Source organism: uncultured Ruminococcus sp. (assembly GCF_946415235.1).
Taxonomy (GTDB): domain Bacteria; phylum Bacillota; class Clostridia; order Oscillospirales; family Ruminococcaceae; genus Ruminococcus.
The window spans coordinates 1-14,384 of record NZ_CAMKRR010000017.1 but is presented as its reverse complement, the minus strand read 5'-3'; the positions used below and the strand labels follow the sequence as shown (position 1 = coordinate 14,384).

Annotated in this window: 8 protein-coding genes; 2 read left to right on the top strand and 6 right to left on the bottom strand. The window is 48.4% G+C overall.

From position 1 onward, the window contains the following. Positions 1–210: 210 nt before the first annotated feature. Positions 211–1,995, bottom strand: a complete 1,785-nt coding sequence (gene glgB / locus Q0R37_RS05710) for a 1,4-alpha-glucan branching protein GlgB (RefSeq protein ID WP_366517399.1) — start codon at positions 1,993–1,995, stop codon at positions 211–213. A gap of 235 nt (positions 1,996–2,230) precedes the next feature. Between glgB and aroC the strand changes: the two genes are divergently transcribed. Further along, positions 2,231–3,322 carry a chorismate synthase gene (gene aroC / locus Q0R37_RS05705; RefSeq protein WP_294752345.1) on the top strand — a complete coding sequence of 364 codons (1,092 nt, stop codon included), beginning with the start codon at positions 2,231–2,233 and terminating at the stop codon, positions 3,320–3,322. A gap of 382 nt (positions 3,323–3,704) precedes the next feature. On the opposite strand, the gene Q0R37_RS05700 is transcribed toward aroC, so the two are convergent. Both Q0R37_RS05700 and hpt read right to left on the bottom strand, forming a co-directional pair. After that, complete coding sequence (locus tag Q0R37_RS05700; RefSeq protein WP_294752344.1) at positions 3,705–5,066, bottom strand: NCS2 family permease; 1,362 nt, start codon at positions 5,064–5,066, stop codon at positions 3,705–3,707. Between the two features lie 10 nt (positions 5,067–5,076). Next, positions 5,077–5,625 (bottom strand): hypoxanthine phosphoribosyltransferase, encoded by a 549-nt coding sequence (hpt, locus tag Q0R37_RS05695; RefSeq protein ID WP_294752342.1) that lies wholly within the window; start codon positions 5,623–5,625, stop codon positions 5,077–5,079. Positions 5,626–5,988: 363 nt separating this feature from the next. Here hpt and Q0R37_RS05690 point away from each other — a divergent pair, with 363 nt between their 5' ends. Beyond that, positions 5,989–9,420, top strand: coding sequence for a pectinesterase family protein (locus Q0R37_RS05690; protein ID WP_294752340.1), 3,432 nt, complete (start codon positions 5,989–5,991; stop codon positions 9,418–9,420). Between the two features lie 195 nt (positions 9,421–9,615). On the opposite strand, the gene Q0R37_RS05685 is transcribed toward Q0R37_RS05690, so the two are convergent. From Q0R37_RS05685 to Q0R37_RS05675, 3 genes are all read right to left on the bottom strand, one after another. Then, positions 9,616–11,028, bottom strand: a complete 1,413-nt coding sequence (locus tag Q0R37_RS05685; protein WP_294752338.1) for a polysaccharide biosynthesis tyrosine autokinase — start codon at positions 11,026–11,028, stop codon at positions 9,616–9,618. 51 nt (positions 11,029–11,079) lie between these two features. After that, entirely contained in the window at positions 11,080–12,468 is a 1,389-nt protein-coding gene (locus Q0R37_RS05680) for an O-antigen polymerase (RefSeq protein ID WP_294752336.1), read from the bottom strand. Positions 12,469–12,897: 429 nt separating this feature from the next. Further along, a partial coding sequence (locus tag Q0R37_RS05675; RefSeq protein WP_294752334.1) for a S1 RNA-binding domain-containing protein occupies positions 12,898–14,384 on the bottom strand: 1,487 nt, incomplete at its 5' end.

The window sequence follows — 14,384 nt, the reverse complement described above, 5'->3', positions numbered from 1 at the left end:
TATGTTAGAAATAACTAACATTTAAAATTATATCATCGGCTGCGGCAAATGTCAATTTATAAAAATATAATTTGTATATACTAACAAAAATATCTGCTCCATGATTGTTTGTTATAGATAACAACACAAAAAATTATTGTGCCGAAAAACATACCGCCTTTTATCAATAACAAAGGGAGTGATAGCCCCGGTTCATCACTCCCCTTTTTGTCATGTTTTGTTTCTTATCAGGAACATCCTGCCGCTGAAGGGCGGCATATCAATATCCATCATCCCGCCCGAGTAAGTGAACTTCGTGCCTCCGTCGGCAGTAGAGCCGCTGTAAAGCTGATCGTCCGAATCAAGAAGCACCTTCACGGACAGATCTTTTCCTATCTCAAGGGAATAGCCGAACTGGAACCAGTCGGAGAAGTTGAACACGGCAAGTATGTCTCCGTCGGCAGACTTTCTACGTATCGCATAGATACAGCGCTCTATGCAGTTGCAGTCCTCCCACATAAAATTGGTTGGATCGTAGTCGTAATGAAGCGCATTGTACGTCAGATAAATGCGGTTCAGGGCCTTGATGTAGCTACGGAAGGAATCATGGAGCGGATATTTCAGCATATCCCAGTCCTGCTGGCGCTTTTCGTCCCATTCCCGCAGCTGTGCGAACTCGCTGCCCATAAAATTGAGCTTTTTCCCGGGGTGGACCATCATATACATATACAAAGCCCTTGCCTGCGGGAACTTATCGTCGTACTGCCCGTTCATTTTCTGAGCTATGGTCGCCTTTCCGTGAACGACCTCGTCATGGGAAAACGGAAGTATGAACCTCTCATTATGGAAATACAGCATTGAAAAGGTTAGCTTATGGTAGTCGCGGGAACGGTACATGGGAGCACTCCTGAAATAATCGAGAGTATCGTGCATCCAGCCGAGGTCCCACTTGTAGTCAAAGCCGAGGCCGCCGTCCGATACCGACGCAGTGACCAGCGGATAGGAAGATGAGTCCTCAGCCGCGATAAAAGCCGAAGGGTGACGGGATTTCAGTCCCTGATTCATAGTTTTCAGGAAGTCTATGGCATTTCTGTTCTCGCCGCGGCTCTCATCGCCGTTCCAGTAGATCATATTGCGGATAGCGTCCATGCGTATGCCGTCGAAGTGGTACACGCTTAGCCAGTAATTTGCGGCGGACTGTATAAACGACCGCACCTCGCCCTTGGAATGATTGAAGTTGCGGCTTCCCCACTCGTTATAGCCGATATCATCACTGGGGTACTCAAAAAGCTTTGTTCCGTCGTACTCGGTAAGCGCGTAATGGTCCACTGCGAAATGCACGGGAACAAAATCAACTATCACACCTATCCCCCGTTTGTGGCACTTGTCCACAAGCTCCATGAGCTCCTCGGGAGTTCCGTAGCGCGAGGTCGGAGCAAAAAATCCCGTGCTCTGATAGCCCCATGACTCGTCGCAGGGATGCTCTCCGAGGGGCAGGAACTCAATATAATTATAGCCGAATTCACAGACATAGTCTATGAGCTCGTCCGCTATTTCCGAATAGCTGTACCAGCTCTCCCCATCATCGGAACGCCTTTTCCACGAGCCGAGGTGTACTTCGTATATATTCATGGGCTTATCGCGGCAGTCCGTGCGCTTTTCCATCCATTCACCGTCGGAAAAGCTGTAGCCGCCTATGCTTCTTATCACAGAACAGGTCCCCGGGCGCAACTCCATGCCGAAGCCGCAGGGGTCGCAGTGGTCGGTGAATCCGCCTCTTTTTTCGTAAATACGATACTTGTAGCGCATACCCTCTTCTGCGCCGCTGACTGTGAGCTCATAGAACCTTCCGTCCCCTGTCCTTTCCATGGGGAGCTCCTCCCAGCTGCTAAAATCCCCTATTATCGAGACCTTCTCGGCATCGGGAGCATACGTGCGGAACACCGTTCCGTTTTCGCATAAATGAGCTCCGAGATAATCATATATCTCAAACTCCTCACCCCTGTAAAACTTCATTATGTCCATACCCTCACCTCGCCTTTTTTCTGATTATATCACGATATACCATGCAAGTCAATCAATTAATATGAACAAAAAGCATACTTCCGACCTATACAAAATAACCATTTACTTTATCACTTTTCATCTGCAAATCGTTAAATCATTATGTTGACATAATACCCGCCGCAGTGTTATAATTTATTTAGCTCCCGAATATGCAGGAGCTCACACGTTTTTAGGAGATGAGATCATGAAAAACACCTTCGGTTCAAGCGTTTCCGTTACGATCTTCGGAGAGAGCCACGGCACAGCCATAGGAGCTGTCCTCGACGGGATCGCTCCCGGCATACCCGTTGATGAGGAGTTCATCGCATATCAGATGAAGCTCAGACAGTCTGTGGGAGCTCTATCCACAGCTCGCCGCGAAGCCGACAGCGTCAAAATAGTAAGCGGCCTGTTCAACGGAAAGACCACAGGTACTCCCATGACATTTATTATAGAAAATCAGGACACAAGAAGCAAGGATTACGGCGAGCTTGCGTACAAAGCCCGTCCGGGACACGCAGACTTTTCCGCACAGATGAAGTATCACGGCTTTCAGGATTTCCGCGGCGGCGGACACTTCTCGGGCAGGATCACCGCAGGAATAGTTGCAGCGGGAGCTGTGGCCATAAGCGCTCTGCGCGGCAGGGGCATAAAGATAGGCACGCATATACTCTCCTGCGGCGGAGTATATGACCGCACATTCGGTGATATCAGCGCCGATATCGACAGGCTCAACAGTATGGAATTCGCTGTTCTCGACGACAATAAAGCTGAGGAGATGCAGGCTGCCATAACAGCTGCAAAGCAGGACGGTGACAGCGTCGGCGGCAGGCTCGAGACCGTAGTTACGGGAGTTCCCGCAGGCGTCGGCGAGCCGTGGTTCGATACTCTCGAAAGTATCCTTGCTCATGCGCTTTTCAGCATACCTGCCGTAAAGGGCGTGGAATTCGGCGCAGGCTTCGCAGCAGCAGATATGCTCGGAAGTCAGTGCAACGACTGCTTCCGCAGCGGAAACAGCGGCGTAACAGCCGATACCAATAACAACGGCGGCATAATCGGCGGTATCACCACAGGAATGCCGATACTGTTCAGAACAGCCGTTAAGCCCACTCCTTCGATCTACAAGGAGCAGCAGACTGTTGATCTGAACACTCTTGAGAATACTACCCTGCAAATACAGGGACGCCACGATCCTGCCATAGTTCACCGTGCAAGAGTCGTTGCTGACAGCATTACCGCACTTGTGCTCTGCGACCAGCTCGCAATGCGCTTCGGCACAGACTGGCTGAAAGCCTGACAATATCGGAGTAAAGCTTTCGTAAATCAAAATTTACGCATTGATTACGCCAACCCAAAAGGAAGGGATTCCAAAGGGTTCACAACCCTTTGGTCAGGTCAAGGGCTGACAGCCCTTGCGGGGCTCGGGGCAGCGCCCCGTATCCGACAGGCGCTCCGCAAGGGTGAATTCCGAAAACAATCCAGTGAATTGTTTTCGGAAGAGGGACGCCCTGCAAGTGAGGGCGTCCCTATAATGGGACGTCGAGTGACTCCCTGCTGTGCAGGGAGATGTCAGCAAAGCTGACAGAGGGTACGTGCAGCCGTTAGCCGCGCCGTCCCCTACAAAGCGCAAGTGTAATTTCGGGCGGATAATATCCGCCCATACAAATATAAATTTTGATTTACAGGAAAAAGTATTTGAGTACGAACAATACCGCAAGTATGTACATGATAGGATTTATCTCCTTGCGCTTGCCGCAGACAAGGTTTATAACAACGAAAGAGATAACGCCGATAGCGATTCCCTCGGAAATGCTGTAGAACAGCGGCATTGCGATAACGCAGAGATATGCGGGTATCGCCGAAGCGTAGTTCTTGTCGTCTACCTTTATCTCCGAAACCGTGCAGAACATCAGGAAGCCTACGAGTATCAGCGCGGGAGCTGTTGCAAATGAGGGTATTGCTATGAATATCGGTGCAAGGAACATGGAAAGCAGGAAAAGCACAGCTGTTGTGAGAGCTGTGAGACCTGTTCTTCCGCCTGCTGCAACTCCTGCCGAGGACTCCACGAATGTAGTTGTGGTGGAAGTTCCGAGCACAGCGCCTGCTGTTGTGGCTACAGCGTCAGCCATGAGAGCGGGTCTTATGGCAGGTAGCTTTCCCTCCTTGTCGAGGAGCCCCGCCTTTGTGCTCACGCCGATAAGAGTTCCGAGAGTATCAAAGAGGTCAACGAAAAGGAACGAGAATATCACTACGATGAAGTTGAATACCCCCACAGCGTCAAAGTCGATATTGAAGCACTGACCAAAAGTATCTCCCAGCTTTGAGAAGTCCGTCATATGGAACGAGGGGATAAGCGTGTATACGCCCTCTTCCGCATTGGGTACGTAAAGTCCCGTGAGCTCGCATATTATGCCGAGTATCCAAGTTGCGACGATGCCGATGAGTATCGCGCCCCTGACCTTCTTTATGTAGAGCACCGACATGAGGAGAAGTCCTATGAGTGCCAGCAGAGCGCATATGCCTGTGGTACTGAAGTTCTCGCGGAAGTCCGTGAGCTGTACGAGAGTTGCCGAGTCAACGGCAAGTCCTGCGTTCTGAAGTCCGATAAAGGCGATGAACAGACCTATTCCCACGGAGACAGCCCGTTTCAGGGGGAGCGGTATAGCGTCGAAGATAGCCTCCCTGACCTTTGTGAGCGAGAGGATGATGAATATTATACCCTCAATGAAGACCGCAAGGAGGGCTACCTGCCACGGATAGCCGAGATTTCCGCAGACTGTGTACGCCATATAGGCGTTAAGTCCCATTCCTGCCGAAAGTGCAAAGGGCAGATTTGCCATGAAAGCCATGCAAACCGTTCCTATGAAGGAAGCAAGACAGGTCGCAAGGAGCACTGCCGTGCTGTCCATGCCTGTTGCGGAGAGAATATTCGGGTTTACGGCGAGGATATACGCCATTGTCATAAAAGTCGTTATACCTGCGGCAATTTCAGTCTTTACATTAGTGCCGCGTTCCTTGAGCTTGAACATCTTTTCCAGCATATCCGTAACCTCATTCCGCAAATTCTGCTATGTACGGCAGATTTCTGTAGAACTCGCCGTAGTCGAGACCGTAGCCGATAACGAAATAGTCGGGGATAGTGAAAAGCGAGTAGTCTGCTTTCAGCTCCACAACGCGGCGGTCGGGCTTGTCGAGAAGAGTTATTATATTCAGTGACAGAGGTCCTCTTACTCCGAGTATCTTTTTTATCTCATTGAGAGTACGTCCCGTGTCGATTATGTCCTCGATTATGACCACGTGGTAATTGCTGATATCGTGTTTGAGGTCCATTGTTATCTCAACGTGTCCCGAGGACTGGGTGCCCTCAAAGTAGCTTTTTGCAGCCATGAAGGCTATTTCGCAGGGAACGGTGACCTCACGGCAGAGGTCTGCCATAAACACGAAAGCGCCCTTGAGTATGCTTACAAGGAGTATTGGAGAGCCGTCGTACAGGGAATTTATATATTCTCCTGCTTTTTTTATTTCTGCCCGTATCTCCTCCTCTGAGATGATAATGCGTTTGATTTTGCTTTTCCATTCTTCGGTGCTGCTGAATTTCATAAAACTCCTCCAATGCTGATTTTTTGAGTACACATTTATTATATCATTCCTGTGATGTTTGTCAATACATTTCACAAGGGATAGTGTAAATCTCAGGTGTATGATTAAAACAAGTCCGCAAGCTTAAAAAACAGGCTTAAAATGGAAAAATAGCCAAAGGGCGGACTTGCTTATTGTACAAAACGCCAAATCGAATGACCATATTTTAACAATTATTTACATCTATGACCAACCATGCTATAATTATGGTGTATAGGTGTATATTCTGAAGTTCCTCGGCGCTGTGAGGGAAAAGATATGACACCAAACGGGAAAAAGCTTCGCTTTAGGCAGCGGAGCGTAAAATGAAAAGGAGTAAATACAATGGTTAGTAAAACAAAAAAGCTTGCTTTGCAGCTTTTTGCCTTTGCAGCCGCTGTGTTTGTGCTGCTTGCGTATATGTCGGTGTTCCCGACCATGAAGACCTACGCGGCAGGCACAGACCTCTATGTCGGCTATTCGGGCAGAAACAACAACTTCTCGACAGTTCAGGCGGCTGTTGACAAGGCTGCAGGTCTCAATCCGTCATCGGAGTCCACACGAGTAACGATACACATTGCTCCCGGTACATACCGCCAGCAGGTCATCGTTCAGACGCCTTACATCACTTTTGTAAACGACGAGCCCGACAAGGGCGACGCAGTACTCACATGGTACTACGGCATAGGCTATAAGTATTACAGCGCAAACTCAAAGGGCTATTACGACGCGAGCCTTGCTGCTTCAAAGAGCAGCAAGAACGTAGCCAACTACCGCTGGGGCGCAACGGTACAGCTGTGGCCCAAGGCTACCAACTTCAAGGCAAAGAACATCGTTTTTGAGAACTCCTTCAACCGCTATATCACTCAGGAAGAGCTGAATGACGGAGTTGAGCTCACAGGCGATACCTCTGTTACAAAGATAACCCAGGTGAGAAATAACTGGACAGATGCAAAGTCCAAGGCAGCTACAGAGCGCGCGGCTGCTCTTTCCGTAGATACGGGCTATGCTGAGTTCCTCAACTGCAAGTTCCTGTCAAGTCAGGATACGCTCTACACAGGCGGCTCTCCTCAGTATTACAAGAACTGCCTCATTGAGGGACAGACAGACTACATCTTCGGCGGCAGCAACGCTGTATTTGACAGCTGCGAGCTTCGCTGGAAGGGCTACAGCAGCGGTTCTGTGGGCGGTTACATCACCGCCGCAAGAAGTCAGGGAAGTCCTTATACAGGCTATCTCTTCAAGGACTGTAAGGTAACTGCAAATCCCGACCTTACGGTAACTGCAGGCTATCTCGGCAGACCGTGGGGACAGACTGCACAGGTGCTCTTTTTGAATACCACTCTCCAGAACGGCAATATGATAACTGCCGCAGGCTGGACTTCCATGAGCGGAGTTGAGCCCGAGAGCGTTGACGGCTTCAAGGAGAACGGCACAAAGCTCTCAAACGGTCAGCGAGTTGACCTTTCACAGCGCAGGGGACATACAGTTTCCGACAGCGACGCTGCTAATATCAATATCGCAAACTATATGAACAACTGGACGCCGTCTTACCTTAACGGCGACGGAGGAAGCAGCTCGGGCAGCGGTCAGGGCTCAACAAATATTGAGGGAGCGATCAAGACCTGCGGCGGCTGGTTCGAGGAAGCCTTCGTTGAGTGGGACAGCTCAAAGCTTGGCAGCAATGTCAAGGTGAGCTATGCAGAGTCAGGCAGCTCGGATTACAAGGCTGTGGACTCAGAGCTCATACGCGGTTCAAGAGTGGATATCCCGGGACTCAAGGGCGACACGGCCTACAGTATAAACATTCAGGGCTCGAACGGCTCGGCAGGCTGCAGTGTCAGGACTATGGCGTTTGACAGGAGCGGCTATGCACACTGGAACAACAGCAGCGGAGTAGGTGCTTACAACAACGACGGTACTCTCAAATCGGGAGTTACCGTAATATACGTTACAAACTCCAACAAGGACACTATCACCTACAACGGACAGACAGGTCTTTACAATATCTTCTACAGCGGAAAGCCGAAGAATGTGGATTTCCGCCTTATAGGCAGCATTGGAGTACCATCGGGTGCAAAGGCAAATAACGGTCAGCAGAATGACGGCTCGAATATGCTCTATCTCCAGAACGGAGAGAACGTAACTATCGAGGGTATCGGCTATGATACTTCCCTCGATCAGTGGGGCTTCGAGATGAAGCGCTCGGCAAGCTGTGAGGTACGCAATCTCTGGCTGGGCAAGTATCCCGACGACGGCGTGTCCGTGTCGGGCTCGTCAGACCACAAGTCCACGAATATGTGGATACACAACAATACTATCGAAAAGGGCTACAATGCTTACGCAGGCAACGGAATAGTTGACGACGACAAGGCTGACGGCGACGGCTCTCTCGATATCAAGTGGTCGGAATACGTAACGGTATCATACAATATTTTCAAGGACGCTCACAAGACCTCTCTCGTTGGCGGAGGTACCAACCATATGCAGGACTGGATAACCTACCACCACAACTGGTTCAATAATACCGAGTCCCGTAACCCACGTGCAAGAAATGCACACGTTCACAGCTACAACAACTATTTCTACAGCAACAAACAGTACGGTATCGGAGCTTCCTACAATTCAAAGGTATTCTCCGAGGCTAACTACTACGAGAACACAAATCTTCCCCTCGACGCTGTGAATATGGGAAGCGACGCATATTCCGGAACTATCAAGTCATACGGCGACAAGTTCGTGAGCTGCAATATGGGCAGCGGACTTGCTTATCAGATAGTAAACTCTCGCAATGACAAGGCTTATGTAAACAATCTCAATGGCGGCGGCGACAGCTATGACAACTTCGACACCGATTCATCGAAGATATACGGCAGCTACAGCGTGACCTCAGCAGACGCGGCAAAGTCTGACGTAACAGCCTATGCAGGACGTATGCAGAACAAGGCATACAATGCGGGAACAGTTTCCGACGGCGGCGATGTAACCCCCATATACGATGAATACATGAAGAGTGCGCTTATAGCACGACTTGACGTCAAGGATGCAAGCTACGGCTCACAGTGGTCCATTGCAGAGAGCTTCTCTGTTGGAGACAAGGCATTCGGTGACCGCGAGCACGTTATCGCATCTGTTCCGTCAGCCATAAGCGGCGGCGAGCATATCCTAACAGCCTGCAACTCAAAGAATACGGACTCAGACCTTGCGGTACTTACTGCCGAAAAGGATATCACGGTATATGTGGCACTTGACCAGCGAGTAACAACTCCTCCGTCGTGGCTGAGCAGCTTCACGAAGAATTGGGATGTTGTCGAGATCAACGACAGCGAGGCGATAAGGGCATTTGATGTATATGCTAAGGATGTAGAAGCAGGCAGTTCGCTCACACTCGGTACGAACGGCATGAGCGGTGCTTGTATGAACTACACTGTATTCGTCAAGGAAAAGGCTGCTGTTACAACTACCACAACTACGACCACAACCACTACAACAACAACGACTACAACTACTACGACAACAACACAGCCCGAGCCGCAGGGCAAAGCAGGCGATGCAAACTGTGATGATTCAGTCGATCTTTCCGATGCAGTACTCATAATGCAGAGCCTTGCAAACCCGAATAAGTACGGTATCAACGGCACAGCCGAGACACATATCACGGATCAGGGAATAGCCAACGGTGACGTTGAGGGCAATGGCAACGGAATAACCTCAAACGACGCTCTTGCAATACAGCAGTATATGCTGAAGCTTATCCCGTCTCTTCCGATAAACTAAATCATAATTTTGCGGAGCAAAATTATGATTTGAGCCGTTAGCTGTTAGCCATTAGCCGTTAGCCTATTGTAGGGGCGCACATTGTGCGCCCGCGAATAACGGGACAAACGCGATGAAACCATGTAGTGGCTAACGGTCCCAATCATAATGAACAAGCCCCGAGGCAGTTTGATCTGTCTCGGGGCTGAATTTATATTATAAGTAGTTGTAGTTATCTGACTTTTGCCTGCTGCTTACTTCGTTTACAACGAAACCGAGCAGCTCGGCGTCAGCAAATTCTATTTCGTTCACACAGCTCGATATCTTGTCATAAGTAGTGGAAGCATAGCGGACTACCAGCACGATACCGCCAATAGCGTCCTTCATCAGCACTGCGTCGCTTACGACGTTGATAGGCGGCGTATCAATGATTATGTGATCGTACTTGCCCGATAAGTGCTCAAGCACATCACGGAAGTTCTTTGAACCGATGAGCTCCGAGGGATTGGGAGGTATAGGACCTGACGGGAGCAAATCAAGATTATCTGCGATATCGGGGATTATCGAGTTGAGCATTGAGGACTTCCTGATTATCATGGTGGAAAGTCCCATATCATTGCTCTCCCTGAAGGTCTTATGAAGTGACGGAGCACGCAGGTCGCCGTCCACAAGGAGCACCTTGCTGCCTGTCTGAGCAAGAGCAATGGCGATATTTGCGGCTGTCAGGGATTTTCCTTCGCCGTGTTCGGCACTTGAGACCGCGATGACCTTTTTCTCGGAATTGGCGATGGTAAAGATAATATTGGCTCTAATGAGCTTGTAGCTTTCCACAACGCTGAAGGGTATCCTTTTATCGGTAAGGAGGCGGGCAGGTTTTACGGCACTGCTGTTCTTATGATCGTCTTTGCTGCCGAATCGGCGCACCTCTCCGATTATAGGCTTGCGGAACTTCTTTCCCAGCTCTTCGGTGAGCTTTACGGTGTTGTCGAGATAGTCCAGAGTAACTATCAGCATGAACATGAAAAGGAATATTGCTACCATTCCGATTATGGTATTCTTCGGCACGTCAGGTGAAACGGGATCGGGGAATACCTTTGCTCTGTCGATAGCATTGACAGAGCCTGCGCCTACAGCTCTCTGTACATAGGTTGAAGATACCTGCGCCACAGCATTGCATATATCGGCTGCAAGAACAGCGTTGGTGCAGGTAGCGGTAACTTTTATTATGGATGAATCGGAAAGATAAGTAAATGTCAGTAAATTTCTGACTGTTGCTGCGGGAATCCTGTTATTCTCATCGACATAAAGCAGCTCGCTGAGGTCACTGACGTAGTAGTTCCTGAGGAGGATATCGCCAACGGCGTTCATAACGGCGTCGTCGTTCATTACTTCCATATATGTCTTGATGAGCTGTTTTGAATCGGTGATGTTGTTGACTCTCTGCCCGTCTGCGGACTTTGCAGTGGCATTCTGTACATACATATTGATACTTGAAGAGTACTTCAGCGGAAGCGACAGCTTAGAAAAGGCAAATATAGCTGTTCCGCCGAGTATCATGACAGTCATTATCAGTACCAGATGGCTGCGTATCAGCTTAAGCAGATCACCGAAAGTATATGTTTTCTTCATTTTGGGTTATTGTCCTTTCAGCATTCAGTAAATGACCGTTAACGAGTGATATCAGCCTTTTTTCAGCAGGCTTTCGGGGACCGAGAAGGTGAATACTCCCCATATGAATACGAATGCCAGGAAATACGCCCAGCTTGAAAGGAGGTCTCCTCTGAGCATAAAGAAGAACATCATGAGCATGATAGCGTAAAGGATATCGAATTTAGTTCTTGTATCTGATGTCTTTTCCCAGTAGAATCTGTCCATGAGCTTTGATATAAAGCCAAAAACCACTCCGAACAGGATAATGCCGAATATTCCGAAGTTGATATATGCTTCCCCGGGAAGAGGGCAGGAGATATTGGTGAAGGACCAGTTAAGGCTCTGACCCATGTAAGAACCGCTTCCGTAGGGCTTGTTCGGCCACATATCACGGGGCACGAAGAAGAGGACAACGGCAAGGAGCTGGCGTCCCATGGACAAGCCTGCTGTCTTTACACTGTCGAATGTCATGGTGAAAGTGGTGTAGGCGTCGTAATCGCCTGCGAGCCAGTCTGTCTTGATACCCTCTATGGTATTTGACAGAGCTTTCATGGTATCTACGTCCGAATAATCGGTATGTCGGAAGTTGTTGAGGAATGGGAACAGTATGGTGTAAGCAAGACAGAATGCAAGGATAAACAGTCGGTTTTTCTTCAGGCTGTCAAACATGAGTATGAATATGGAGCCGTAGATAGTTGCAACTGCGTATCGTGAGACCATTCCGGGGGGATATGTGCATAAAAGGAAGCACATACACAAAACGAAGTATATTGATTTTTTGTAGTCCTTTTTGGCTGCAATGAGAGATACCAGCGCAGCGACACACTGAACGGCTATGAGAAGCTGTTTGATAAGAGTGGTGATCGCCGAGCTTTCGCCGTAGTCGGTGGATTCGCTTACGGTAGTTCTTGAAAAGAGTCCGCCGATGCCGACAATACTTATCTTATTGATGAGAACTCCGAGGCAGGCCAGCGTAATTATTATCATACGGGCATGGGATATATCGAATTCCTTGAAGATAAAGCTGTCGTGAGTTATCTTTCTTTCGGCTGCTATCTGCGAGCCGAACTCATAGCTTACAGTAAACAGGAAGAGCAGCAGATTGGCTTTCAGTACGGTATCGTGATCACGGTAGATGATCCACGGAAATCTTTCGTTAATGTACTGTATGAGGCCTGCGTAATAGAAGAAAAAGAGACTGAAGGTATAGAATATCACCTTCATGGAGTAGGGCCTTACCCACAGTTCCCTGACCATCAGTGCAAGCCAAAGGATACCGTTTATAAAAAATGTGATATATATAGTTATGTTTGAAAGGTCGAAGGTACCGAAAGATATAGTGATACCGTGCAGTACGAGGAAAAGTACCGCAAGGAGCCAGATGCCCGCGACATTTTTAAATGACAACTCTTTATTCACAAAGTTCACCACCTGAATAAAACTAAAACTTTATATGCGGCTGAGATCACTTCGCCTTCCTTTAGGAGCGACGGATGCGGAGATTTGCTGACCGTGGGCTCATTGAATGATCTTTGCCTGATACGGGAATTATGCGTTCGAGGAGTGTATGTCGTTTCCCGATGATATAACAAAAGTGAAGCTGTATAAAAAATATGATAAATACTGTGAATAATGACAATACACCAAGGTTAATTATACTCCAATTAATGATCAATTTCAAGTGGAAACTCCAAAGAAATCGGTAAATCGGCATTTTTGACAAAAAGCTATAAAGTATATTTCTGCTTGTGTAACATTTTCCATGAGTGTAAAAAACTTTGACAAACAGCTTATTTACGGGCAAAACAAAAAGGGCTGTACATAAAGTACAGCCCGTATGATATCTGATTATTCAGCGTCCTCAGCAGGAGCAGCTTCCTCTTCCTCTGTTTCAGCTTCCTCGTCGGAATTCTCAAGAAGAGCGCGCATTGAGATGCTGATCCTCTTTGACTCCTCGTCGATGTCGATGATCTTTACGTCAACAACGTCGCCTACATTGAGAACGTCCTTGACATTCTCTACCTTCTGGTCAGCGATCTGAGAGATGTGGATAAGACCGTCAACGCCGTCGATGATCTGAGCGAAAGCACCGAAGCTTGTGATGGAAACGATAGTAGCCTTAACTACATCGCCAACCTGATACTGAGACTTGAAGATCTCCCAAGGATTGTCCTCAGCCTTCTTGAAGCCGAGAGAGATCCTGTTAGCTTCTCTGTCGAGATCCTTGATGTATACCTCAAGAGTGTCGCCTACGTTAACGACTTCACTCGGGTGCTTGATCCTCTTCCATGAGAGCTCTGAGATATGTACCATACCGTCGATGCCGCCGAGGTCAACGAATGCACCGAAGCTTGTGAGAGATTTTACCTTGCCTGAATAAGTCTTGCCAACCTCTGCTGTCTCCCAGAATCTTGCCTTTGCTTCTTCCTTCTTAGCGTTCTGAACAGCCTTGATAGAGCCTACTGCTCTCTTTCTGCCGCCCTCGGATACCTCGATGATGATGAACTCTACCTTCTTCTTGAGAAGCTGATCGAGCTCAGCGCCTCTCGGGAGACCTGTGAGAGAAGCAGGAATAAATACTCTTACACCCATAACTGTGAGAGTGATACCCTTGTTTACAACGCTCTGAACAACGCCCTCGAGAACTGTGCCCTCTTCCTTGGCCTGTACGATCTTTTCGTAACCTGCCTGCTCGTCTACCTTTCTCTTTGAGAGAGCAGCTGTACCCTCTGCGTCATTCACCTTGATAACAACAAGATCGATCTCGTCGCCGACGTTGACGATGTCAGAAGGCTTCTTTGAAGGATCGTCTGTAAGGTCGGCGAGAGCAACATAGCCGGTGTGCTTTGTGCCGAGGTCTACGATAGCCTCTGTATTGTTTACGGCGATAACAATGCCTTTAACTTTCTCTCCTGTATGTATTTTTTTGAATGACTCGTCGATCGCCTGAGCGAAATCAAACTCCTCATTCTGATTAGCTGCAAGAATTTCATTTTCTGCCATTTTGGTTTGTACCTCCTTGATTATATAGGCGGGGGTTGATGCCCCGGCAGTAATGCCGATATTAGTGGCATTTGGAAGCTTTAATGACCGAAGCTCGTCCGAATTCTCGATATGATATGTTTTACAGTAACGGCTGCAAACCTCAAAAAGCTTAACGGTATTTGAACTGTGTCTTCCCCCGACTACAAGCATTATGTCAGAGTTCTTGGCAAGTTCGGCAGCATCGGACTGACGCGCGTCGGTAGCGTTGCATATCGTATCGTATATAACAATATTTGGATCGTCCTTCGGGATCACGTTTAAACACTCACCCCATACTACTATATTATACG

Excerpts from the sequence above, each read along its gene's own strand:
- glgB (WP_366517399.1), bottom strand. The coding sequence starts at position 1,995 with ATGAAGTTTTACAGGGGTGAGGAGTTTGAGATATATGATTATCTCGGA.
- Q0R37_RS05690 (WP_294752340.1), top strand. The coding sequence starts at position 5,989 with ATGGTTAGTAAAACAAAAAAGCTTGCTTTGCAGCTTTTTGCCTTTGCA.
- Q0R37_RS05685 (WP_294752338.1), bottom strand. The coding sequence starts at position 11,028 with ATGAAGAAAACATATACTTTCGGTGATCTGCTTAAGCTGATACGCAGC.
- Q0R37_RS05700 (WP_294752344.1), bottom strand. The coding sequence starts at position 5,066 with ATGCTGGAAAAGATGTTCAAGCTCAAGGAACGCGGCACTAATGTAAAG.
- hpt (WP_294752342.1), bottom strand. The coding sequence starts at position 5,625 with ATGAAATTCAGCAGCACCGAAGAATGGAAAAGCAAAATCAAACGCATT.
- aroC (WP_294752345.1), top strand. The coding sequence starts at position 2,231 with ATGAAAAACACCTTCGGTTCAAGCGTTTCCGTTACGATCTTCGGAGAG.